We start from the raw sequence: 24,363 nt of genomic DNA, 5'->3' as shown, positions 1-24,363 counted from the left end.
ACATCAACGCACGATTTCACCAGTGCACTATCTCACCTGATTCGCTACGCGAATTCGCGGGCGAAAAACTGGACCAGCTGCTCGTAGGCCGCGTCGGGGATGGCGGGGAAGTTGGCGATGCGCAACGAGTTGGACTTCCAGTTGCCGTAGCCGTTGCCCAGCAGCAGGCCCTGCTCTTTGGCCCGGCGCTTCACCTCGTCGATGAGGGCGGGCGGGCCCTGCAGGCCAATGACGGTCGTGGAGCGGGTTTCGGGGTTGGTCACCAGCGGGGTGAGCTGGGTGGCCTGGTCGAAGTAGTCGTAGAGCTTGGTGGCGCGGTCGAGCAGGTGCTGGTGCACGGCTTTGATGGGCTCCCGGTCCGTGAGCACCCGGCTCAGCAAATAGATGCCGAGCACGTTGGGCGTGTGGGTGGTCTGGAAGTTAAGCATCTTCTCGTACTGGGCCACCAGGCTGTTGTAGTGGCTCCGCTCGTTGATCTGGCGGAAGCGGGCCACCGCCCGCGGCGACAAAACCATAATGCCCAGGCCGGCCGGCATGCCGAAGCACTTCTGCACCGAGCCGTACCAGATGTCGGCTTTAATGTACTTCATCTGAATGCCGCCCAGCGAGGAGGTGGCGTCCACGGCCAGCAGGGCGTTGCCCAGGCGGTTGTAGAGGTTCAGGATGAAGCCGTCGCGCAGCTGGGTAGCGTTGGAGGTTTCGTTCTGGGTGATGCAAACCAAATCGACCGAATCGTCGGGCAGGGGCAGGGTATACACCTCGGGCAGCTCATCGATACCGAACTGCTGGCCGGTGCTGTTGGGGCGCAGGGCCTTGGCGTATTCAAACCACTTTTCGCCAAAGGCGCCGCTGTAGAGGTGGAAGCTCTTGTTCGGGGTCAGGCTCTGGGCCAGCACTTCCCAGCACTCGGTGGCCGAGCTCAGGAAAAACACGGTGTAGTCCTGGGGAATGTTGAGCTTGGTTTTCAGGTCGGCCACGGTCTGGCGCATCAGGCCCGTAAACCGCTCCCCGCGGTGGGGCGCCGAGAGCCAGCCCTCGTCGAAGGCGTCCTGCAAGTAGCCCCGCAGCTCAGGATACACCTGCGAGGGGCCGGGGTTGAATGTATACATAGGTGGAAAAGTCTAGAGGAGGAGCCGCAAAGGTAGGAAAGGTGAAATGGTGAGATAGTGAAATTGTGTCATTGCGAGGAACGAAGCCATCCATCCGCTGAAATGTGCGGCGCCTTCTAAACTGAAAAAAACCCTTTCCTGTTGGCTACGGGAAAGGGCTTGCTGGTGAAAGGACGTTTGTCACGAGCAGAGGGCGGATTGTTTCGCGTTGCTCGCAATGACACAGCTCGCACATTCCCCCACAGTACGCACATTAGCACTGGAGTATATCACACCTTAAACCCCACCCGCTTGGGGCGGATGCCTTCGAAATAATGCAGGGCCAGGCGGTAACTATCCAGCTTGAAGCCGCTGATGCTGCCCAGGCAGTGCTTGCCGATCAGGCTTTTGTGGCGAATTTCCTCGCGGGCGGCCACGTTGGAGAGGTGCACTTCCACGACCGGCGTATTGACGGCGGCCAGCGCATCGGCCAGGGCCAGGCTGGTGTGGGTGTAGGCCCCGGCATTAAGCACGATGCCGTGGTAGGTGAAGCCCACCTCGTGAATTTTGTCGATTAGCTCGCCTTCGTGGTTGCTCTGGAAATATTCCAGGGTGAAGTCGGGAAAAGCTTCGCGCAGCTCGGGTAAATAATCGTCGAAGGAGCGGGTGCCGTAGATACCCGGCTCGCGGCGGCCAAGCAGGTTGAGGTTGGGGCCGTTGATAATTAGGATTTGCATGGACAGGCTGGAAAAACGAGCGAAGCGGCAATATCCGACGAAGCCGGTAAATCCGGACTGGAGGCCAGCAATAAATCGGGTATATTGCTGCGCTATGAGAAAAAAACTACTCCTGCGCTCAGCCTTACTGATGTTTCTCTCGACGGCTTTGCTTCTGGGGAGCACCGGCTGTGAAAAGATTGAGGACATTATCACGCCCAAGCTGCCCGAGGCCACCCAGGAAGGCAAAGGCACGTTCGGCTGCCTGGTCGATAATAAGCTGTGGCTACCCTACGTAGAACACACCCTCGACAGCAAGCTGGAGGCCGATTATGCCCACTCCGGAGGAGGTGTTTTTCACCTGCGCGCCGAGCAGGAGCACGAAGACAAAGCGCCACAGTACATTCATCTGAGCGTACTCAACCAGCCCGGCGTGCTGCTCAAGCCCGGCACCTACACCGCGGCCACCGGCTTTGAGGGGCGCCTGGAAGCCAGCAAGGAGTACATTACCACCCCGGCGGGCCCAGCCACGCTGACTATTACCAAGGTGGAACCCCATACTGAAAAAATGCCCACCGGCGGGGAGGTGCGCTACACCATCGTTTCGGGCACCTTTGAGTTTGAGGCCACCGACGCGGCGAGCGGACAGAAAACCACGATTACCGAAGGTCGCTTCGACGTACAAGCCTTTTAACGCCCACTTTCGCCTTTTTTTCTTCGTGTCCAACTGGTCTGTCAGTATTAAGCAGTTCGAAGGCTACTTGCAGCTGGAAAAGTCGTTGTCGGCTAATTCCGTGGAGGCTTATGTGCGCGATATCGGCAAGCTGCGCCAGTACCTGGAAATCTCGAAGCTGCCCGCCAGCCCGGCCCAGGTGACCACCCGTATCCTGCGCGATTTTCTGGCCTGGCTCGGCGAGCTGGGTATGAGTGCTACTTCCCAAGCCCGCACCTTGTCCGGCATCAAGGCCTTCTACAGCTTCATGATTATGGAGGACCTGCTCACCCTGGACCCCACCGACACGCTGGAAGCCCCCAAAGTAGGCCGCAAGCTGCCCGATACGCTCAGCTACGAAGAAATAACCCGGGTGCTGGAAGCCGTGGACCTGAGTACCAACGAAGGCACCCGCAACCGCGCCATCCTCGAGACCCTGTACTCCTCGGGGCTGCGCGTGTCGGAGCTGACCGATTTGCGCCTGTCCAACCTCTACGCCGACCAGGGCTTTGTGCGCGTGACGGGCAAGGGCAACAAGGAACGGCTGGTACCCATCGGCCGCGACGCGCTGAAGCACATCGGGTTTTATATCAGCGGGGTACGCTGCCACCTCGATATTCAGCCCGGCCACGAGGACTTTGTATTTCTGAACCGGCGCGGCGCGAAACTGTCCCGCATCATGATTTTCAACATCATCAAGGATGTTGTAGACAAGGCCGGGGTGGCGAAGGTGGTGAGTCCGCACACCTTCCGCCACAGCTTTGCCACCCACCTCATTGAGGGCGGGGCCGATTTGCGGGCCGTGCAGGAAATGCTGGGCCACGAAAGCATCACCACCACCGAAATCTACACCCACCTCGACCGGGACTACCTGCGCCAGATTATCACCGAGTTTCACCCGCGCAGCTAGCCGGGCAACCGGGGCCGGGCCAGCTGCCGCTTCGGGTTACGCTACCTGGTCCGATGCCTGGGCCCGGCGGCAGCTGGCCAGCCACTGCTCGGCCTCGGCTAGGGTGCTGAAGATCTGAAGTTCAAATTGTCCGGCAAACGCGTCGGCGGGCGGCAGTACCGACGGAAAATCATTGGCTGGCAAGACGTGGGCCACGTAGCGCAGACCCAGGGCCTTTACCTGGGGAGCCCAGATGTGCTGGAGCCAGTCCACGGAATCGAACCAGGGCCCGGTCACGCCGCTGTTATCGTTGAGGAGCATGGCGCAGGGTACGGCCTGCAGCATTCCTAGATAGGCCGTGGCGCCCTGCACGCCGTCATCGTTGATAACAAAGCCCCGCCAGGTAATGCGGATCCACTCGTTTTCGGGTTCGTACTGGGCAGCGCAGTAGGCGTCCTGAGAGCTGGTGGCAAGCGTGAAGGTAGGGCCGGTCATGTGGGAAGGGGCTGGCGTGGTGCGCTAATAAAATGGTAACTAATAGCCGCTTTCAGTAGCACGGATGCGGCGCGAAAATGTTTGCTGCGGAAGGGGAGGAGGGAGTGCCTATTTTTGCAGCTTGTTTTTCAAGCTCATGCGTACACATCATCGTTTAGTGGGGCCGTTGGGCTGGTCGTTGCTGGCTCTGCTGTTGTTTCTGCTGCCCTTTGCCCTGTTACAGGAAAGGAGCTACGTGACCATCGACGACAACCTGGACGTGGAGCTGACGATACCCTATCTGCTCACGCGCCACCACGTCGCCCTGGATTACGCGCCGGCCACCGTGGTGCCACCCATCATGAATGGGCTGCCGCGCAATGCCCTGCGCCCGGGTCTGAGCCTGACGGTACTGCTCTTTGGCCTGTTCGAGCCCTTACCCGCGTATTTATTGCAGCAGGCTTTGGTGCGCCTGCTGGCCTTGCTGGGAATGTATGTGCTGCTGCGCCGCCACTTGCTGCCCCCCGGGGGCTCGGCCTGGCTGGCGGCGGGCCTGAGCCTGGCCTGGGCCGTACTGCCCTTATATTCCATGTACGGCCTCACCGTGCTGGGGCAGCCCTGGCTGCTCTACGCGTTCCTGAACCTACGGCGGGGCACAGCCCACTGGACCGACTGGCTGTTGATTGCCGCCTTTCCGTTGTGGTCCATGTTTGTCTTTGTGGGGCCGTTTGCGGCCGTGGCCGTTGGGGGCTTGCTCCTGTGGGACGCCGGGCAGGGGCGGTACTGGTTTGGCCGGGCCACGCTGGGCCTGGCCTTGCTGATTGGTATGTATCTGGTGGTCGAATACCCGTTGGTGTACTCCCTGTTTGTGGCTAAGCAGTTTGTGCCCCACCGCTTGGAGTTCGACTTGAGCCAACTGGGCCCCCAGAGCGTGGGGGCCGGGCTGTGGTCGTCGGCTCAGTATTTCTTTCTGGGCCAGTACCACGCCGGCCGCTTTTTTCACGGCGTCATTCTCGTGGCGGCGGCCCTGGCGCTGGGCCGGGCTTCCCTCACCACGCGCCGTAGTTTGCTGCTGCTGCTAAGCACCCTGGTAGTGCTGGCCTTGTTCTGCGGGTTCTACCCCCAGCTCATTGAAAAAGTGCAGAGTAGTGTGCCGGCGTTGCGCACTTTCAACATGAGTCGCTTCAACTTCCTGACGCCGCTGCTCTGGTTTATTGTGCTGGCCCTTAGCCTGCAAGCATTACCTCAGACGAAGCTAGTTAGTGTCCTGGTAATCATGCAGCTATTGGTTGGTATTGTAATGAACACCGAATGGCTGAACAACCTGCGCGAACTGGCTGGCCGCCCTAAAGTCACGGAGCCCAACTACCAGGCCTACGTGGCGCCGCAGCTCTTCCAGCAAGTGCGCCGCACTATTGAGCGGCAGACCGGGCAGCCAGCCTCGCAGTACCGCGTTGCCTGCCTGGGCTTTCCGCCGGGGGTGGCGCAGCTCAACGGTTTCTACACCCTGGACAGCTACCAGAACAACTACGCCCTGGCCTATAAAAAGGCGTTTCGCCCCATCATTGCCGGGGAGCTGGCGAAAAGCCCGGTGCTGCAAACTTACTACGACGCCTGGGGCAACCGGTGCTACTTATTTTCGGCGGAGCTAGGCAAGAATTTCCGCGTTGGGGCGTTTCCGCCGCGGGTTGTGCAGGATTTTGCCTTTAACGCTTCGGCCTTCCGCCAACTCGGCGGCCGTTACGTGCTGGCGGCGGCCCGCTTAGCGCAGCCCGCCCGCAGCGGCTTGACTTTGCGACAGGAGTTTTCGGCTAGGAACGCATTCTGGCACCTGTATCTTTACGAAGTGCAGCCCTAGCCACCCGGCAGCGGCTCCATTCCCGGCGGAACCACCAAACCGCCGAAATTCCCTAGATTTGGCCTTTTAGTGCGTCATAATGGCAAAAAATACGTACAAACAGAATACTCCAGCAGCTCCGAGCCGTGGCAATGAGCCCCGGCCGGCGCGCAATCAGGCCCGGCCCGCTGCCGAGCCTGCCCGGGAGCCCCGGACGAGTGCGCCGAAAGCGGCGGCTAAAACCCCGGGCAAATCCGTTAAGCTACCGTCCATTAAGCTGGGTAACCCCTTTGCTTTTCTGCGCGACCGGCGTTTTCAGTTGTTTCTGGGCTTCTTTTTCCTGCTCAGTTCCATTTACCTGACTATTGCCTTCGTCTCGTTCCTGTTCACCGGGCACGCCGACCAGAGCGTGGTAGAAGGCCTGAGCAGTACGCCCGTAAAGGAAGCCGGCCAGGAATCCGGTAACTGGCTGGGCCTGATTGGGGCCATGCTGGCGCAGGTCCTGATTTACAAAGGGTTCGGCATTGCCGCCTTCGCCGTTATTCCCATTGTGTTTTTCCTCGGCTACAAGATTGTCTTCCGCCGGGCCGAGGTGTCGCTGAGCTACGTGCTGGCCCTGTGCCTGTTCTCTATGGCCTGGCTGAGCATGCTGATGGGCTACGTGGTGCTGTCCTTGAGTGCCCCTGATGCCGACACGGGCCTGGCGCATTCCCTGGACTTTTTGAGCGGGGGTATTGGCTACGAAGCGGCGCTCTGGCTCGACAGCCTTATTGGCTGGGGCACGGTGCTGCTGCTGGCTTTCCTGCTGATTTCCTTTGTGGTCTATTTCTTTAACGTGACGAGTCTGAACCTGCGCCGCAGCGACTCCGAAGAGGCCGAGGAGGAGGCCTTAGCAGGTTACTCCACCGCCGCTACGCGTACCGGGACGGCCGCCAATCACGTGGTAAACCCCTTCGCCGCTGCCGACCAAGAGGAGGAAGAAGAGGATCCAGCTCCCGAAATGACCCTGCGCCGCGTGGGCCCCGTGGCTACGCCGCAAGCTTCTCGGCCAGCCGTGCCGGAGCCTACTGCGGAGCCTGACTACGAGGAAGAAGAGGCCGAGGACGAAGTTGTTGCTACGGGTTCGGTCGCTGCCTCTGGCCCGGCTTTCAGCATTGCGGCTCCCGACCTAACGCCGACCACTACCGCTGCCGCCGCCGCTGTTCCGCTCACCGTGGCGCCCGCCGCTGCTGGTCTTGCCAGTGCCACCGCTACGATAGCCGCCGCTGGTGCCGGCACCCTGGCCAAAGGCCCGAGCTTCTCCTTCGAAACGCCCACCGACCCCGAGCCCGTGGCGGCGCCGTCCAGCATTCCCACGCCTTTGTCGCTGGCCGACCTGGCTGGCGATGATGAAGCGCCGCTGCCGGCTACGCTGCCCCTGCCCGCGCCCCGCGAGTCGGCCGGTCCGGCCCTGCAAATCGAAAGCAAGCCCGGCGAACTGGATCCAGCCGCCGGCGCCGACATGGCGGCCATTGCCGACGATGATGAGGACATGGACACCATGCCCGCCGTCAACTATGACCCTACGCTCGACTTGTCGCGCTATCAGTATCCCACCTTGGAGCTGCTCAACGACTACGGGGTAGCCAAGGCGCAGGTGAGCAAGGAAGAGCTGGAGGCCAACAAGGACCGTATCGTGGAAACCCTGGGTCACTACGGTATCAACATTGCCAGCATCAAGGCCACTATCGGGCCCACGGTGACGCTTTATGAAATTGTGCCCGACGCCGGGGTGCGTATTTCCAAAATCAAGAGCCTGGAAGATGACATTGCCCTGAGCCTGGCCGCGTTGGGTATTCGGATTATTGCCCCCATTCCGGGCAAGGGTACCATCGGTATTGAGGTGCCCAATACCAAAAAGGAAATGGTAAGCATCCGCTCGGTCTTTGCTACCGACAAGTTCATCAACACCGAAATGGATTTGCCGATTTCCTTCGGCCGCACCATTACCAACGAGGTATTCGTGGTCGATTTGGCCAAGATGCCCCACCTGCTCATGGCCGGGGCCACAGGCCAGGGTAAGTCGGTGGGCCTGAACGTAATTCTGGCCTCCCTGCTCTACAAGCGCCACCCCGCCCAGCTGAAGTTCGTGCTCGTCGACCCGAAGAAGGTGGAACTGAGCATCTTCAATAAGATCGAGCGCCACTTCCTGGCCAAGCTGCCCGACACCGAGGAGGCCATTATCACCGATACCAAGAAGGTGGTGAACACGCTCAATTCGCTGTGCATGGAAATGGACAAGCGCTACGATTTGCTCAAGGATGCCGGCTGCCGCAACCTGAAGGAGTACAACCGTAAGTTTATTGAGCGCCGCCTCAACCCCAAAAAGGGCCACCGCTTTATGCCCTTCATCGTGCTGGTTATCGACGAGCTGGCCGATTTGATGATGACGGCCGGTAAGGAAGTAGAAACCCCCATTGCCCGTTTGGCCCAGCTGGCCCGCGCCATCGGTATTCACCTGATTGTGGCCACCCAGCGGCCCTCGGTGAACGTTATTACGGGTATCATCAAGGCCAACTTTCCTTGCCGGATTTCCTTTAAGGTAACCTCCAAAATCGACTCCCGCACCATTCTCGATGCCGGCGGCGCCGACCAGCTCGTGGGCCAGGGCGACATGCTCATTTCCCAGGGATCCGACATCATTCGGGTGCAGTGCGCCTTTATCGACACGCCCGAAGTAGACCGCCTCTGCGACTTCATCGGGGAGCAGCAAGGCTACCCCGACGCCTACCTGCTGCCCGAAGTGGCCGGGGAAAGCGGCGGGGGCAACGGCGGCGACGAAGACTTCGACGCAGCCTCCCGCGACAGTATGTTCGAGGAAGCGGCCCGGGTTATCGTCACCCACCAGCAGGGCAGTACCTCGCTGCTGCAGCGCCGCCTCAAGCTAGGGTATAACCGCGCCGGCCGCCTCATCGACCAGCTCGAACACGCCGGCATTGTAGGGCCATTTGAAGGCAGCAAGGCCCGGGAGGTATTAATTCCAGACGAGTACAGTTTGGAACAGTTGTTGAATAACCTGCCCAAAAGTTAGCCACAGTGCGACAAAAGTGGGTCTGTCAGGGTTATTTATCTGACAAGCCCGCTAAACTAAGTTGCATATTTTGCGTCTAACGCCCTCAAGACACCATCCTTTCCTAATGAAAAAAGTATTCGCCCTGCTCGCCCTTTCGGTTACGATGGCCCACGCGGCCAGCGCCCAGCAGGACCCTAAAGCCGGTAAGATTCTGGATCAGATGAGCGCCAAATACCAGGCTCTGAAGGCTTTCAAAGCTAATTTTACCCAGACCCTGGAGAACGACGCGGCCAAGGTAAAAGAGAACCTGACGGGTGATATCACGGTGAGCGGCCAGAAGTTCCGGCTCAAGCTCAACGGCCAGGAGGTTATCAATAACGGCCAGACCATGTGGACCTACATGAAGGCTGAAAACGAAGTGAATATCTCTGACTTCGACCCCGAAGAGCAGGATGTTTCGCCCACGCAGATCTTTTCGCTCTACAAAAAGGGCTACAAGTATTCCTATGTGCAGGAAACCAAGGAAGCCGGGGAGGCCTGCGACGTCATTGAGCTGTCGCCGGAAAACAAGGACAACCCCGTTTTCAAAGTGCGCCTGACGGTGAGCAAGGCCGATAAATCGGTGAAGAGCTGGAAGATGTTCAAGAAGAACGGCAACCGCTACACGTACACCATCCGCAAGTTCCAGCCCAATCCGCCGGTGGATGCCACGACCTTCAACTTCGACAAAACAAAGTACAAGGGCGTGAAGGTCATTGACCTGCGCTAAACCTAATAGTCTGCCGAAATGTCCGGCCCGCTTCTGCCTCGTGCAGGGGCGGGCCGGTTTGCGTTTGGTAGATTTTGTATACCCGATGCCGTTCGCCGTGGTCGGGCGTGTGCCGAGAATGAGTAAATTCCCCGCCTACGGTTGCTATTCGTATCCTGTTAAGTGTTTTAGCGTGTCCTTATCATGAAAGAAGATTTCCTCCACTATGTCTGGCAGCACCAGTATTTCGATAAAACGGACCTGCGAACCGAAGCCGGGGAACTGATTACCGTGCTGCGGACCGGTCACCGCAATGCCGATGCGGGTCCGGATTTTCTCGACGCCCGCCTGCAGATTGGCGAGGTGGAGTGGAACGGGGCTGTCGAAATTCACCTGCGGGCCTCCGACTGGCTGCGGCACCAGCACCAGACCGATAAGAAATATGACCAGGTAATTTTGCACGTGGTGTATAGCGCCGACCAGGAAATCCGGCGGACCAACGGCTCGGTGATTCCGGCCCTGGTCTTGGCCCCGCGGTTGGATTTGGCTTTGGTGAATTCGTACCAAAACCTCGTGGAGCAGGCTAGCACCAGTCTGCTGCCCTGCGCTTCCATGCTGCCCCGGGTACCCATGATAACGCGCACCATGATGGTCGAGCGGGCCCTGCTGGAGCGGGTTGAGCAGAAGGCCGATGGCTTAGCGGCCCTGCACGAGCAGTTGGGGCAGGATTGGGAAGCCACGGCCTACCACGCCCTGGCGGCGGGGTTTGGCTTTAAGAAGAATACCGAGCCCCTGGCCCGCCTGGCCAAGGCCCTGCCGCTGGCCGTCGTGCGCCGCCACCGCCACGATGAGCGGCAGCTCGAAGCCCTGGTGTTCGGACAGGCCGGTTTCCTGAGTGATACGGAATCTAGCCTTGCCGACCCGTACGTGCAGGAGCTGGGGCGCGAATACGAGTTTCTGCGCCATAAATACCAGCTGGCCCCCGCGGCTATGGCCCCGCACGAGTGGAATTTCCTGCGGTTGCGGCCGGCCAACTTCCCCACCGTGCGCCTGGCCCAGCTGGTGGCGGTCCTGCACGCCCGGCCGGTGCTGTTCAGCGCCCTGCTCACGGCCTCCGATATCCGGACGCTCGAGCAATTTTTCCTGGCTCCCGTACCCACGTACTGGCGGCAGCACTACCAGCCGGGGCGGCCGGGCAAAGTAGCGGCACTTGGCCGTAGTAGCGTACATTTGCTTATTGCCAACGTGGTAGTGCCCCTGCGGGTAGCCTATGCGCGCTACGTGGGCCAACCCGAACTCATCGAATCAGCCGTGGCCTTACTCGAACACCTGCCTGCCGAGCACAACCACATTACGGATGTCTACCAGGGCGTCGGGTTCGGCCACCGCTCCGCCGCCGATTCGCAAGGGTTGCTGGCCCTGAGCCGCGGCTACTGCCAGCCCCGCCACTGCCTGCGCTGCGCTATCGGGAGCCGCATTCTGCAGCAAAATCTGGTTGTCGGGTGAAACTACTGGTGGCCCTGGGCCTGAATTGTGTACTGCTCTGGTTACTCTTTGGCTGGGTTCAGGCCCACTATCGTAGCGCGCCCCTGGGCCGGTGGCTGCTGCCCTTGCTCGGGCTAAAACTGCTGGCGTGTGCCGTAGCGTGCTACCTGCTCACGGATGACGCCGCTTATTATCAGCACTGGGGGCGGCAGCTCACGGCCCAGCTCTGGGATGAGCCCGGCAAGTGGCTGCAGACGCTCGGGGGCAACTATTTCTGGCACGGCCAGCAAAGCCTGACTTTTCACGGCTACTCCAACACGTTTTTCCTGATTAAGCTGCTATCCGTGTTCAATCTGGCGTCGCTGGGCAGCGTGGTGCTCAACGGGGTGTACCTGTCCTTATTCTGCTTTGTTGGGAGCTGGCAGTTGGCCGTAGCTGTGGCCAAGGTGTTTCCTGAGACGCCGCCCGGGGCACCGGTCGTGGCATTCCTGCTCTGGCCCACCGTGGCGTACTGGACGGCGGGCCTGACCAAGGAAGCGGTGCTGCTGGGCAGCAGTAGCTGGCTCGTGGCCCTGGTGCTACGCTGGCTCTACGGCGCCGGGCGGGGGCGGGTCGGGGCGGTGGTGGGCGCCGTTCTGCTGGCTTTGCTACACTTTAAAATGCGGTTTTTCTTTGCGGCACCTCTGTTGGCTGCCCTGGCTGGGCTGGCGGTTGTCCGGCTACTACAGCACTTACTGGGTCGGGCCCTGCCTCGGGTGGCGCAAGCCGCGCTGTTTGCCGTATGCCTAGCCGGGGGGGGCTGGGTGAGCAGCGAAGTCAGTCCGGTATTTCGCGTGAATAAGTTTACCAACCAGCTGATTCGGGTGCACTCCGACTTGCAGCAGAACTCCGAGAACCAGCCCCACATTATGTTCGACCATCTGGCTCCTACCGTGGAAAGCATTCTGCACAACACGCCTAAGGCCACGTTCAGCGCCCTTGTGCGGCCCCTGCCCTGGGAGGCTCCGGGCCGCCCCCGCTACCTGGTGGCCGGGCTGGAAAACGTGGTGCTAATCGTGCTGCTGCTTAGTGCGCTGGTGGCCGTGGGGCGGGCCAAGGCCGGTGAGCTGCCCTTTGCCGTGGTGCTGGCCCTGTTGTTCTACTGCCTGGTGCTGGCCGCCCTGCTGGGCCTGAGTACCCCCAACCTGGGGACGCTAAACCGCTACCGCGCCGTAATGCTGCCGTATCTGGTGCTGCTTACCCTGCAGCACCCCTACGCGGCCCGTTGGCTTACGAAGCTCGGCTTATAAAAAGCCCAGCTTGGCACTGCTTGCCGCGGAAGCTTGTTGCAGGCCAATAGCCGTTGTATCTTTGCGGTTTGGTTTAAAAGCACAGCCGGCACCCGGCTTTCATTTGTCTGCATGGAAAATCCTGTCATTATTCTGGGGGCCCAAAGCCTCGGCACCACGGCCCTTGATGCCTTCACCAGCAATGATGTAGTGGTCTACTGCTTGCTCGACGACGATGCCAAGCTGCAAAACTCGGAGCTGAACAATGTGCCCGTCATGGGCAACACCGACGACAAAGAGCTCCTCAAGCTGCTGGGCAAGAAATGTGAGGTATTCGTGGCCACGGAAGATTCCGCTAGTCGCCGTAGCCTGACCAACATGCTGCGCGATGAGTACGAAGTAGTGCCCGTCAACGCCATTCACGCCCGCGCCAGTGTGGCCGAGCATGCCTGGCTGGGTCATGGCAACCTCATCGGGGCCGGGGCGGTAGTAGCCAGCAATGCCAAGCTGGGCAACGGCTGCCTCATCGGGGCCAACGCCGTGGTGGAAGTAGGCGCTGAGCTGGCCGATTACGTGCAGGTAGGCGCCGGCGCGGTGCTCAACCCCGGCGTGAAAGTGGAGGAGCAGGCCTTTATCGGCTCGGGGGCCATTGTCGTGGCCGGCGTTAAGATTGGGGCCAAGGCCCGTATTGGGGCCGGTTCGGTTGTCGTGGCCGATGTACCCGCCAACCAAACCGTCTTCGGCAACCCCGCCCAGAAAGTATAATGGTAGCGCTTGGAGCTGTAGGCTTACCGCTCAGCAGTGCTGCCATAGCGGACTTGGGGTCTACATCTTGGCTCTAACTTCTTAGTTCTCAGTTTTTCAATATGGATTACCGCGTTCTACTGTATTACTGCTACTCGCCCATCGAAGATCCGGTGGCGTTTCGCGACGAGCATCACCGGCTGTGCCTGCGCCTGAACTTGCTGGGGCGCATTATTGTGGCCCACGAAGGGCTGAATGGTACGGTCTCGGGCCTGGCTGCCGACTGCGAGGAGTATATGCGTATCGTGAAGGCTGATCCGCGCTTTGCGGCCCTGGAATTCAAGGTTGATGAGGCGCCGGAGCATGCTTTTCAGAAGCTACATGTGCGGGTGAAGCCCGAAATCGTGCACAGCAGCCTGCACCACGTGCGGCCCCACGAAAAGACCGGTCAGCACCTCTCGCCCGAGGAGTTTAAAGCCCTCAAAGACCGCGACGACGTGGTTATCGTGGACGTGCGCTCCGATTACGAGTACAACGTGGGCCGCTTCAAAAATGCCGTAACCCTGGACATCGAGAATTTCCGCGACTTTCCCGACCGGGTAGAGCGCCTCAAGGAGTTCAAGGACAAAAAGATTCTGACGTACTGCACCGGCGGGGTGAAGTGCGAAAAGGCCAGCGCCTATTTGCTCGAGCAAGGGTTCGAGAATGTCTACCAGCTGCACGGGGGCATTATTAAGTACGGCATTGAAGCCGGTGGCGAAGACTTCGAAGGCAAGTGCTACGTGTTCGACAACCGCGTGACGGTGGATGTCAACCGCGTGAATCCCAGCATCATTGCTCAGTGCCACCATTGCGCTACGCCCTCCGACCGGATGATCAACTGCGCCAATCCGCACTGCAATGCGCACGTGGCCTTGTGCGAAGCCTGTGGTGAGCAGCTCGACGGGGCTTGTTCGCCGGCCTGCCAGGAGCACCCCGACAAGCGCCCCTACGACGGCACGGGTACCTACCCCAAGCTGAGCAACCATTACAACCCCGAACAAGGGCTGCTGTCGTACCGGCCCCCGGTGGCCTAGCCCGCCGCCCTATTGCCGCCTCCACAGGCGGACCAGTGAAAAGGCCGGAAGCTGAGTAGCTAGTTTCCGGCTTCTTTCGTTAAAGACTTTTCGGCGACTCGTTCGCACGCTCTTGGGTTGAAAACCGCGTGCCGGACGGCGGCTCCCGCATCCACCATATTTCCCTCACCCAAAACAGCCTTTCCCATGCCTATTCCCGAATCGGAGCTGATCATCAACCGCGACGGTAGCGTGTACCACCTGAACCTGCTGCCCGACCATATTTCCGATACCATTATTACCGTCGGCGACCCGGAGCGGGTGCCGCTGGTAAGTCAGCACTTCGATTCCATCGAAACCCAGATTCACAAGCGTGAATTCGTGACCCACGTGGGCTACTACAAGGGCAAGCGCCTGACGGTGATTTCCACGGGTATGGGCACCGACAACATTGACATTCTGATCAATGAGCTGGACGCGCTGGTAAACATCGACTTTGTGACCCGGGAAGCCCGCCCTCTGGAGGAGCGCATTGCCCTGCGCATCGTGCGCGTGGGCACCAGCGGAGCCCTGCAGGCCGATATTCCGATTGGCTCCCACCTGGTGACCGAGCACGCCGTGGGCCTGGACTCGCTGATGCAATTTTATCCGCTGGTGGAAACCGGCTTGGAAGTAGAAGTGGCTACCGGTATTCAACAGAGCCTGGATTTGGCTTACCGGCCCTACTGCGTGCGGGGCTCCGACTTGCTCCGTGAGCAATTGGGGGCAGGTATGGTTGTGGGCAATACGCTCACCTGCCCCGGGTTCTATGGCCCCCAGGGCCGCGTCCTGCGCCTCGATCTGCGCCACCCCGACCTGATTAGCCGCTTTCAAAATTTCCGCTACCAGAGTGCCGAAGGTGAGTTCCGCCTGACGAACTTCGAGATGGAAACGGCCGGCTACTACGGGCTGGGACGTATGCTAGGGCATGAAGTGGTGTCGCTCAATGCTATTGTCGCTAACCGGGCCACTGGGGAGTTTGCCACCAATGCCGAAGCTACGGTCAACGATTTGATTGTCAAAACCCTCGACCGGGTCTAGAAACGCTGCTAGCAGAATAGTTACAGTTTTGCTGGAGTGCTCAGGAAAACTAATGAAGCAAAAAAAGTCCCGGCCTACCTAGGCCGGGACTTTTTTTAGTGCAATTGGCGAAAACTGTTGCAGCAGTGAAATTTCGCCGGAGTCAAATGAACCTCTGGAGTTAGTAAAAGTCGAAGCCGACTACTGAGCGCAAGGGCAAAGCCGCCCCTGATTTCAGCGTGAGATATTCCGAATCACAGGCCCACACCGTCGTGTAAAGCCGCTTTGTCTCGCCGGTAGCCGTTTGAAAGTAGATGTCGACCTTACTGTGGTAACCGTTGCCGAGCGTGGTAGCCCGCTCCGCTTCGTAGCGCCGCCACTGCCGTTGGGCGGGTAAGGACAGAACATCGTGGGCTGGAAAACGAAGCGTGCCCAGATTTTCTTTGGCCACCAGTTCTGGGGATTGTTCAAGCGTTTGCATATAGGGTGAGAAGGTTGGTAAGAGCCTTATCAACTTGGGGAAACGGTTTGAATAATCCTATTAAAGAAAAGTTAAAATGTAAAAATTGTTGCTTAAGTTCTACTCGCTGTTTTTATCAGCCTATTTCGGCGAGAAAAGCCATGGTATCAATGCCATCAGCGTAGTCGCTGACCTTGGGAAACTGGGCCTGTCCGAAAGCAAAGCTACCGGCGTAACGCGCTCCGTCGGACACAATACACTGGATTTGCTCGGCTATATCGGTCAATTGATCCACTAGGTCTACCTCGCTGCCATAAGTGCCGTAGTGCAGCACCGAAATTGACGAAACCAAGGCTCCCCCTTCGGTGATGAGCAGGAACCCGTTGTCGTAGTGAGGCACGCTGTTGACCAGCAGCAGGCTTTTATTGTAGTCGTAGTTGTTTTGGTAGCGGTTGTGGTTCAGAACGGTTTGCCAGGGCTGAAGCGCGTCGAGCAATGGCGTGAAGGAGTAGCCCTCGGGCACGTAGAGCTTCGACACATTGCGGCAGCCCAGGCCATAGTACTGGAAAATGTCGCGGCCTAGTGCGGCCAGGGTTTCTGGGGTTTCCTGCCCGCTCAGAATGGCCAGGCTGCTGCGGTTGCGCCGGATCAGGTTGGGCTTTTTGCTGAAGTAATACTCAAAGTAGCGGGCCGTGTTGTTGGAGCCGGTGGCAATGAAGGCATCGGCTTCGTTGAGGCGCTCTACAAAGGAAATCCGCTCGGCAAAGCGGGGCTCTATCGTAAGTAGCTCCTGAGCTACCCAGTTCATCAGCACCTTGTCGTCGGCGCTGGGCTTAGCCAGCAGGTAATGGCCGCTGAGGAGCACGCAAAGCAGGTCGTGAAAGCCGACCAGGGGAATATTGCCGGCCATGACCACGCCCACGCGGCGCGCTTGGGCAGGCTCGGCGGGGTAGCGCCCGGCCCAGGTGCGCAGGGTGTCTTCTTCCAGAAGATGAGCTACTCCCTGCAGGGCCATGGTTACATTGGGCGCGTCAAACCAGTTGTTGCCATTGCGTGCCCGCGATACGAGGCTGTCCAATTCATCGGCGGGAAGGGTTTGCAGGCGTAGGCCCAGAGCAATAAAAGCGGCCAGACGTTCGGAGTGATTCATGGGAAGGAGAGAAGGAGAAACCGACCAACTACGCGGGTGTGGCGGCCGCCACAGTGGTCCGGAAGGTCGAATGACTAAAAAACTCGCAAGAGTACGGGTTAGTTTCTACTTTTGCGTGCCCCAACGAATTACTGCCCGCGCATTTCTTGCGTATAGGCAGTACGTATTTGATTAACTCAACCCCGAGGAACACGGCTATGGCCATCATGATAACCGACGAGTGCATCAACTGTGGTGCCTGCGAACCAGAATGCCCCAACACCGCTATTTATGAAGGGGGCGCCCAATGGCGCTGGGCTGATGGCACGACGCTGAAGGAAGTACAGGTAGATGGAGGCGCCGTGGTAGCTGGTACAGCCCCGCAAACTCCCGTGTCCGACGAGTACTACTATATCGTGTCCGACAAATGCACCGAGTGCGTGGGCTTCCACGAAGAACCTCAGTGCGCGGCCGTCTGCCCCGTAGACTGCTGCGTAGACGACCCTGACTACCGCGAAAGCCAGGAAAAGCTCATCAGCAAAAAAGAATGGCTGCACGCCGGCGCATAAGTTTAATGCGCGAAGAGGGAGGAATAGGCTGATGCGCTAAACCCGTTTCATGGCGAGCAGCATGAAGCCATTCGTCCTCTGCGAAGGCAGCCCTGACCTTTTACCAGAAAGCCCTTTACTCCAGCTGGAGTAAAGGGCTTTCTGGTAAAAGGGCTTAGTACGTAGTATTTCACATGACCCTTAGGTGCCGCAGTTGAAATACTTGTCGTAGGCTGACTCCGGAATCAGGTTCAGGCGGCTCAGGACCTGAATCGGCCAGCGCAGGCGGCGAATCAGGTGGTAGTTGTTGGGGTAGTCGTGAAAGGTGCGGGGTGGGGTGGCCACAATCCGGTCGAATTCCTCCCGGCTGAGGCCCAGGCGCTTGATGCACAAATCAATTACCCGCGGGTCTTCGATGGAGTTGATCTGACTGGTGCGCTCCAGGGCAGTTGCACGGCTCATCTGCCCGGAGCGAATCAGGGCCGAGTAGTTGAACAGGCGCCGGTCGATGTTGAATTTGGTGCGGTTCAGGTAGTAGATGACGCTCTGATATAAGTCGTCGAAATAGTGGGCCCCGGGATTTTTCCAGTCCAGCTCCCGCGCCAGCAGTTCATCGACCTCACTGCGCACGTAGTCGACGTGGTAGAGCAACGTGACGGTCTTGATGCGGCGCACGAAGGCGTAGTAGAACATTTCCTTCAATCCCAGATTAAAGCCCGGGTCGTTGGGCGACCAGGGCCGCAGGGGTACCGAGCCAAAGCGCTGGTGTACGGCCTTCAAGTATTTGCCATCGAGGTAGTTCCACGACAGGGGTGCAATGCCTTCCGTCCGAAACGATTGCCCAATGATGATGCGCTGAATGCCTTCCTTGGCCGCTACGCCATACAAGGCCGTGGCAATTCCCACGTCGGTACCTTCCTCCATATCGGGAGTAGAGGCCTTTAGGAACGCTATTTTCAGGTCCTTGGATTCGCGCCAGTCGGACGTAATGGTGCGCATTTCCACGCCCAGCTTGCGGCAGGCTTTGAGCATGTTTTCCCCCGCCACGGGGTTGCCAAAACCGTCGTTGAAATGCACGGCCAAGGGGCGCAGGCCGAGCTGCGTAACGCAATACCACAGGGTGAAGGAACTGTCGCGCCCCCCGCTCACGCCGAGCACACAGTCGTACTTGCGGCCTTTTCCGAGCTGTTTGATGTCGGCGGCCAGCTCCTGAACTTTCCTGCGGCCGGCTTCGCCCAGGGGGAAAGCGCGGTCCATGTTGTCGTGAAGCTGGCAGAAGTTACACTCGCCGTGCGCATCAAACCGGATACCGGGGACGGTAGTGTCCATGATGCAGCGGGTGCAGCGCTGAAAATCGGACGTCATTGGGGAAGGTAGTGGTTCAGCAATAGGAGCAGGGCTGGGTGGAAAGGAAGACAAGGATGAAAAGAAGTTAAGGTTAAGCGGGTAGCTCGTCGAAGCGGTATCCCTTGCGGCGCAGCATCTCGCCAATGGCGGTGCCCTGCTCGGGCCGCAGGGGCCGCGGAATGTCGGTGACGATGAGCTGCCCGGCAAATTCATTGAACGCACCCTGGGCCCGCACCCCGGAGGCGTCGACAGCCAAAGAGCAGCCGATGCTTTTTTTGCCTTCGTAGGGGCCGCCCACGATGTAGCCCACCGAGGTGGTGCTGAGCACGGCCACGTTGTAGAGCTGGGCCAGAATGGAGAAGGGGCGTACCCACTTCTGCTGGTACGGATCGTTTTCCTCCGTAATCGAGTAATCGACGGTCCAGGAAGCAGGGGCCAGGATGAATTCAGCACCCATGCGGGCCAGCGTGTGGCCAATGGCCAGGCCATCGAGGTAGTTGTCGGCGCACACATTGACGCCGATTTTGCCCAGGGGGGTGTCTACCACATTCAGCGTCTGGCCCACGGCGTAGAACGGCTGTTCCACGCCAAGCAGGTTGATCTTGTGGTATTTAACTAGAATTTCGCCCTGGGCACTGATGAGAATGGCCGCGTTATAATTGCGCCCGTTGAGCCGCTCCGTCAGCCCGGCGCACACCATAATGTTGTGGCGGGCAGCTTCCTGGCAAAGTAAGTCGCTGAAGGCCCCGGGAATGGGCTGCGCCTCGTGCAGGGCACTGGGGTGGGTCCAGGCAAAATCCAGGGTTTCGGGTAGTAGTACCAGGTCGCAACCCTGCTGGGCGGCGTCGGCAATCATCAGGGCGGCCCGTTCGAGGTTGCGTTGGGGTTCGCCGCCTTCTACCAACAGCTGGCCCAGACCAAAGCGGATGCTGGTAGTTGAGCAAGAAGAGGTCGGCGGGGAAACGGGTGGAACAGCCGGTTTCTTTGTTTTCAGAAAGGACAGGAGCGAAGCCATAACGGCAAGGGGGCAGGGGAAAAATTCTCAGAAGGTATCAAAATCTGATTAAACCTTCACAGAGTTTTTTTGTCGGCTCCAAAGGTAGCTTGATTTCAAGTATATAGGCGATATCGGATAAGCTTAATGTGCAGCTTGCCTGGAATGCCGGCCCTGATATAGGGGCGAATTTCCCGTACCGCCCTGAATTACCTACTTTTGCCCCATTCTGAACCGCTATTCCCCGTTGACGATGTCTATCGCCAAAACCTATACTCCCGCCGACGTTGAAGCCAAATGGTATCAGCGTTGGCAGGAGCAGGGCTTCTTCAAAGCCAAACCCAACCCGCGCAAGCCTGCCTACTCCGTCGTGATTCCGCCGCCCAACGTGACGGGTGTGCTGCACATGGGCCATATGCTCAACAATACGATTCAGGACGTGCTGGTGCGCCGGGCCCGCATGCAGGGCAAGGAAGCCTGCTGGGTGCCCGGCACCGACCACGCCTCCATTGCCACCGAGGCCAAGGTAGTAGCCCTGCTCAAGGAGCAAGGCATTGAAAAGCGCGACCTGAGTCGGGAAGAGTTTCTGACCCACGCCTGGGACTGGAAGGAAAAGTACGGCGGCATCATCTTGGAGCAGCTCAAGAAGCTGGGCGCCTCCTGCGACTGGGACCGGACCCGCTTCACGATGGAGCCCGAGTTGACCGAGGCCGTGCTGCGCGTGTTCGTGGACCTCTACCAGAAGGGTCAGATTTACCGTGGCATCCGGATGGTCAACTGGGACCCGCAGGGCCGCACGGCCATCAGTGACGAGGAAGTTATTGCCAAGGACACCGTAGCCAAGATGTACTACCTGCGCTACGAAGTGGTAGGTGGTGAGAACTCAGCGGTTAAAACTGAGAACTTAGAAACAGAAGGCGCCGAGCAGCACGAGGCTCAGCTCTCAGCTCTCACTTCTAAGTTCTTACTCATTGCTACCTCGCGGCCCGAGACGATTATGGCCGACGTGGCCGTGGCCGTGAACCCCAACGACGAGCGGTACACCCACCTGCACGGGCAGAAAGTGCGCATTCCGCTGCTGGGCCGCGAAATTCCGGTGATTCTGGACGAGTATGTGGCCATGGACTTCGGCACCGGCGGCCTGAAGGTGACGCCGGCCCACGATTTGAACGACTACGAGCTGGGCATCAAGCACAACCTGCCCGTTATTGACATTCTCAACGACGACGGCACGCTCAACGAAAAGGCCCAGCTCTACGTCGGGCAGGACCGGTTTGCCGTGCGCAAGCAGATTGCCAAGGATTTGCAGGAGGCCGGCTTGCTGGAGAAGATTGAGGACTACAACAGCGTGCTCCAAACCTCCGAGCGGACCGGTGCCGTCATCGAGCCCAAGCTCAGCCTGCAGTGGTTCTGCAAGATGGACCACATGGCCAAAAAGGCCCTGGAAGTCGTCGAAAACGACGAAATCAAGCTGCACCCGCCCAAGTTCAAGAACATGTACCGGGTGTGGATGGAGAACGTGCGCGACTGGTGCATTTCCCGCCAGCTGTGGTGGGGCCAGCGCATTCCGGCCTACTACCTGCCCGACGGCTCGTTTGTAGTAGCACTGAACCAGGAGCAGGCCTTGGAGCAGGCGCGCGAGCAAAGCGGTAACGCCAACCTGCAGCTCACGGACTTGCGCCAGGACGAGGACGTGCTCGATACCTGGTTTTCGTCGTGGCTGTGGCCCATTTCGGTGTTCGATGGGTTCAAGGACCCCGACAATGCCGACATCAATTATTTCTACCCGACCGACGACCTGGTAACGGCTCCCGAAATCCTGTTTTTCTGGGTGGCCCGCATGATTATGGCCGGCCTCGAGTATCGCAAGGAAGTGCCTTTCCGCAACGTGTACCTCACCGGCATCGTGCGCGACGACCAGGGCCGCAAGATGAGCAAGCAACTCGGCAACTCGCCCGACCCGCTCGATTTGATTGCCACCTACGGCGCCGACGGGGTGCGGACGGGCATGCTGTTTTCCTCGCCGGCCGGCAACGATTTGCTGTTCGATATCAAGCTCGTCGAGCAGGGCCGCAACTTCACCAATAAGCTCTGGAACGCCTTCCGCCTAACCCAGGGCTGGGAGGTAAATGCTGAGCTGCCCTTTGCTTCGGCCAAGGCCGTGGAGTGGTTCGGGGCCAAGCTGCAAGCCACCGTGGCCGAGCTGGACGAGCACTTTGCCAAGTTCCGGATGAGCGACGCGCTGATGACCGTCTACAAGCTGGTGTGGGACGACTTCTGCTCGGTGTACCTGGAAATGGTGAAGCCCGCCTACCAGGCCCCCATCGACGCCGAAACCCTCAAGCATACCATCGGCTACCTCGAAACCCTGCTCAAGCTGCTGCACCCCTTCATGCCCTTCATCACCGAGGAAATCTGGCACGAGCTAAAGGAGCGGGGCCCCAAGGAGTACCTCTGCGTGGCGCCCTGGCCCAAGCTGGCCCCGGTGGCCGGCGGCGCCGAGCTGCTCAGCCGCATGGACAAAGCCCTGGACATCGTGGCCGGGGTGCGCAACATTCGCAACCAGAAGGGCCTGGGGCCCAATAAGCCCCTGACTCTGGCGGCCAAAACCGACGATGCCCAGCTCCTGCAGGACTACGACGGCATCATCCGCAAGCTGGCGGCGCTTACCGAAGTGACCCTCACCGACGCGGCCCCGGCGGCTTCGGTGGGCTTCGTGTCGGGCGGTAGTGAGTTCTTCGTGCCGCTGGAAGGCCAGATTGACCTGGGTGCCGAAAAGGCCCGCCTGGAAAAGGAGCTGGAATACACCCGGGGCTTCCGCGACACGGTGCTCAAAAAGCTCAGCAATGAGAAATTCGTGCAGAATGCCAAGCCCGACGTGCTGGAGCGGGAGCGGCAGAAGCAGACCGACGCCGAATCGAAAATTGCCGCCCTGGAGCAAAGCCTGGCCGCCTTGTAAGAGGTGCTTAGGAGCCCGGAAATAAAAAAGCCGCCCACGCATGGGCGGCTTTTTTTGTGCTTATTCGGCCCAGGTGATGGCGCCGTATCTAGCGTTTTTTGGTGGCGCTCAGCTGGTTCTGTAGCTGAAAGGTGACCTGCTGGCAGTCCGTGAATTTCTGTTCCGCCTGGTGCAAGGCTTCTTCCGTGGCCGTGAGCTTTTGGTAGAGAAACAGAATGCAGCCCAGGGATACGACTAGGGCAATGAGGTAAATCGTGTTCTTCATACAAAGTTGATTATCAAAAAGAAAAGCCCGTCGAGCTGACGGGCTTGTTCTGGTGAGTAAGAGGATTGCCCGTGCCGCTTAGATAGCCGTATTCGGGTCGAACTGTTCGAGGTAGTCGGCCACTTTGCGCACGAACATACCGCCTAGCGAGCCATCGACTACCCGGTGGTCGTAGCTGTGCGAGAGGAACATGAAGTGGCGCACCCCGATCAAATCACCCTGGGGCGTTTCAATCACGGCCGGCTTCTTCTTGATAGCGCCCACGGCCATGATGGCCACCTGGGGCTGCATGATAATGGGCGTGCCCATCACGTTGCCGAAGGAGCCCACGTTGCTCAACGTATAGGTACCGCCTTCCAGGTCTTCGGGCTTGAGCTTGTTGGCCCGGGCCCGGGTGGCGAGGTCATTCACGCGCTTGCTTAGGCCGTTCAGGTTCAGCTGGTCGGCGTTGTGAATGACGGGCACAATTAGATTGCCCGAGGGCAGCGCTACCGCCACGCCAATGTTAATGTCGCGCTTCTTGATGATGTAGTCCCCATCTACCGACACGTTGATGTTGGGGAAGTCCTGAATGGCGCGGGCCACGGCCTGGATGAAGATGGGCGTGAAGGTCAGGTTCTCGCCTTCCCGCTTCTTGTAGGCATCCTTGTGCTTGTTGCGCCAGTTCACGAGTTCGGTCACGTCGGCCTCCACGAACGAGGTAACGTGGGGCGAAATGCGCTTCGAGTCGACCATGCGCTGGGCAATCATCTTGCGCATGCGGTCCATTTCGATCAGCTCGTTGTTGCCGCTCACCGAAGGAGCCGGCTTGCTGGCTACGGCCGTGGGGGCGGGCTGTGCCGCTGGTGCCGGAGCGGGAGTGGTCTGAGGCTGCGGGGTTGATTGCGCAGGAGCAGGCGCAGCTGCAGCTTGCGCTACTGGGGCAGCCTGCGTCAGCGGCTGTTTGCCGTTCTCTACGTAAGCCAGAATGTCCTGCTTGGTCACGCGGCCTTCCTTGCCGGTGCCGGGCAGATATTCCAGGTCGGCCATCGAAATACCTTCCTGGCGGGCAATGCTCAGGACCAGGGGCGAGTAGAAGCGGCCGGGCTGGGCCACGGCTAGGCGCTGCTCAGCCTGCGGGTCATGCTGCTCGGGCAAATACGGAACATTGGTTTCCGCGCCGTTCAGGGAAGGAGACGAAGTTTCTTGCGCCGTTACTGGGGCTGCTGTGGGTGCAGCAGCGCCGGCCGAGGCAGCGTCGGTTTCGATAACGGCAATTGGGGCGCCCACGGCCACGACTTGGCCTTCCTGCACCAGGATTTCCTGCAATACTCCGGCGTGAATGGCGGGCACTTCGGTATCTACCTTATCCGTTGCCACTTCCAGCACCGATTCGTCCTGCTCGATGGCGTCGCCGACTTGCTTGAGCCATTTCAGAACGGTGCCTTCCATAATGCTTTCGCCCATTTTGGGCATCACCATTTCCACTCGTGCCATGCGGTTGTTGGGTTGTTGGGGGTTGTTGGGTGGGAGATTGAGGCCTCAAAGGTAACAG

At 59.4% G+C, this 24,363-nt stretch carries 21 protein-coding genes; 12 read left to right on the top strand and 9 right to left on the bottom strand.

The features are described from left to right. Positions 1-44 precede the first annotated feature (44 nt). Positions 45-1,109 carry an aminotransferase class V-fold PLP-dependent enzyme gene (locus E5K02_RS05185; RefSeq protein WP_135392736.1) on the bottom strand — a complete coding sequence of 355 codons (1,065 nt, stop codon included), beginning with the start codon at positions 1,107-1,109 and terminating at the stop codon, positions 45-47. Between the two features lie 269 nt (positions 1,110-1,378). After that, on the bottom strand, positions 1,379-1,825 hold the full coding sequence (gene aroQ, locus E5K02_RS05180) for a type II 3-dehydroquinate dehydratase (protein ID WP_135392734.1): 447 nt from the start codon (positions 1,823-1,825) through the stop codon (positions 1,379-1,381). 94 nt (positions 1,826-1,919) lie between these two features. On the opposite strand from aroQ, the gene E5K02_RS05175 reads away from it, so the two are divergent. Together E5K02_RS05175 and xerD are read left to right on the top strand one after the other, a co-directional pair. After that, a complete protein-coding gene (locus tag E5K02_RS05175; RefSeq protein WP_135392732.1) occupies positions 1,920-2,498 on the top strand; it encodes a hypothetical protein in 579 nt (192 codons plus the stop codon). A 25-nt stretch (positions 2,499-2,523) separates the two neighbouring features. After that, a complete protein-coding gene (gene xerD, locus E5K02_RS05170; RefSeq protein ID WP_135392730.1) occupies positions 2,524-3,426 on the top strand; it encodes a site-specific tyrosine recombinase XerD in 903 nt (300 codons plus the stop codon). A gap of 36 nt (positions 3,427-3,462) precedes the next feature. Here xerD and E5K02_RS05165 read toward each other — a convergent pair whose 3' ends face one another. Further along, a complete protein-coding gene (locus E5K02_RS05165; protein WP_135392728.1) occupies positions 3,463-3,900 on the bottom strand; it encodes a hypothetical protein in 438 nt (145 codons plus the stop codon). 136 nt (positions 3,901-4,036) lie between these two features. Here E5K02_RS05165 and E5K02_RS05160 point away from each other — a divergent pair, with 136 nt between their 5' ends. The 8 genes from E5K02_RS05160 (at position 4,037) to E5K02_RS05125 (ending at position 15,148) form a co-directional block, all read left to right on the top strand. Further along, positions 4,037-5,737, top strand: a complete 1,701-nt coding sequence (locus E5K02_RS05160) for a DUF6044 family protein (protein WP_135392726.1) — start codon at positions 4,037-4,039, stop codon at positions 5,735-5,737. 79 nt (positions 5,738-5,816) lie between these two features. Further along, positions 5,817-8,786, top strand: coding sequence for an FtsK/SpoIIIE family DNA translocase (locus E5K02_RS05155; RefSeq protein ID WP_135392724.1), 2,970 nt, complete (start codon positions 5,817-5,819; stop codon positions 8,784-8,786). 106 nt (positions 8,787-8,892) lie between these two features. Beyond that, positions 8,893-9,537, top strand: coding sequence for a LolA family protein (locus E5K02_RS05150; RefSeq protein WP_135392722.1), 645 nt, complete (start codon positions 8,893-8,895; stop codon positions 9,535-9,537). Positions 9,538-9,720: 183 nt separating this feature from the next. Continuing rightward, entirely contained in the window at positions 9,721-11,022 is a 1,302-nt protein-coding gene (locus E5K02_RS05145; RefSeq protein ID WP_135392720.1) for a DUF2851 family protein, read from the top strand. After that, positions 11,019-12,290 (top strand): hypothetical protein, encoded by a 1,272-nt coding sequence (locus E5K02_RS05140; RefSeq protein WP_135392718.1) that lies wholly within the window; start codon positions 11,019-11,021, stop codon positions 12,288-12,290. Before E5K02_RS05145 ends, E5K02_RS05140 begins: the two co-directional genes overlap by 4 nt. A gap of 111 nt (positions 12,291-12,401) precedes the next feature. Further along, positions 12,402-13,034, top strand: a complete 633-nt coding sequence (locus E5K02_RS05135) for a NeuD/PglB/VioB family sugar acetyltransferase (protein WP_135392716.1) — start codon at positions 12,402-12,404, stop codon at positions 13,032-13,034. Between the two features lie 101 nt (positions 13,035-13,135). Next, entirely contained in the window at positions 13,136-14,089 is a 954-nt protein-coding gene (gene trhO / locus E5K02_RS05130) for an oxygen-dependent tRNA uridine(34) hydroxylase TrhO (protein ID WP_135392714.1), read from the top strand. A 186-nt stretch (positions 14,090-14,275) separates the two neighbouring features. Then, positions 14,276-15,148: a nucleoside phosphorylase gene (locus tag E5K02_RS05125; RefSeq protein ID WP_135392712.1), complete on the top strand. Its 873-nt coding sequence runs from the start codon at positions 14,276-14,278 to the stop codon at positions 15,146-15,148. A 160-nt stretch (positions 15,149-15,308) separates the two neighbouring features. Here the strand turns inward: E5K02_RS05125 and E5K02_RS05120 are convergent, their stop codons facing one another. Continuing rightward, positions 15,309-15,608 (bottom strand): hypothetical protein, encoded by a 300-nt coding sequence (locus tag E5K02_RS05120; protein WP_135392710.1) that lies wholly within the window; start codon positions 15,606-15,608, stop codon positions 15,309-15,311. 115 nt (positions 15,609-15,723) lie between these two features. Beyond that, positions 15,724-16,737 (bottom strand): acyl-CoA reductase, encoded by a 1,014-nt coding sequence (locus E5K02_RS05115; RefSeq protein WP_135392708.1) that lies wholly within the window; start codon positions 16,735-16,737, stop codon positions 15,724-15,726. Between the two features lie 197 nt (positions 16,738-16,934). Between E5K02_RS05115 and E5K02_RS05110 the strand changes: the two genes are divergently transcribed. Next, a complete protein-coding gene (locus E5K02_RS05110) occupies positions 16,935-17,285 on the top strand; it encodes a 4Fe-4S binding protein (RefSeq protein WP_135392706.1) in 351 nt (116 codons plus the stop codon). A gap of 180 nt (positions 17,286-17,465) precedes the next feature. Here E5K02_RS05110 and E5K02_RS05105 read toward each other — a convergent pair whose 3' ends face one another. Then, positions 17,466-18,629, bottom strand: a complete 1,164-nt coding sequence (locus E5K02_RS05105; RefSeq protein WP_167856289.1) for an N-acetyl sugar amidotransferase — start codon at positions 18,627-18,629, stop codon at positions 17,466-17,468. A 73-nt stretch (positions 18,630-18,702) separates the two neighbouring features. Further along, entirely contained in the window at positions 18,703-19,626 is a 924-nt protein-coding gene (locus E5K02_RS05100; RefSeq protein WP_135392702.1) for a carbon-nitrogen hydrolase family protein, read from the bottom strand. Between the two features lie 232 nt (positions 19,627-19,858). Between E5K02_RS05100 and E5K02_RS05095 the strand changes: the two genes are divergently transcribed. Next, complete coding sequence (locus tag E5K02_RS05095) at positions 19,859-22,564, top strand: valine--tRNA ligase (protein WP_135392700.1); 2,706 nt, start codon at positions 19,859-19,861, stop codon at positions 22,562-22,564. 88 nt (positions 22,565-22,652) lie between these two features. Here E5K02_RS05095 and E5K02_RS25460 read toward each other — a convergent pair whose 3' ends face one another. Both E5K02_RS25460 and E5K02_RS05090 read right to left on the bottom strand, forming a co-directional pair. Further along, positions 22,653-22,829: a hypothetical protein gene (locus E5K02_RS25460; RefSeq protein ID WP_167856288.1), complete on the bottom strand. Its 177-nt coding sequence runs from the start codon at positions 22,827-22,829 to the stop codon at positions 22,653-22,655. A 78-nt stretch (positions 22,830-22,907) separates the two neighbouring features. Next, the gene (locus E5K02_RS05090) at positions 22,908-24,305 is read right to left on the bottom strand and encodes a dihydrolipoamide acetyltransferase family protein (protein ID WP_135392698.1); all 1,398 of its coding nucleotides are present in this window, start codon (positions 24,303-24,305) and stop codon (positions 22,908-22,910) included. Positions 24,306-24,363: the final 58 nt, after the last annotated feature.

The organism is Hymenobacter metallicola, assembly GCF_004745645.1.
Classification (GTDB): Bacteria; Bacteroidota; Bacteroidia; order Cytophagales; family Hymenobacteraceae; genus Hymenobacter; species Hymenobacter metallicola.
Note: the sequence above shows the minus strand (reverse complement) of the source record. Positions and strands in the feature narration are given on the sequence as shown.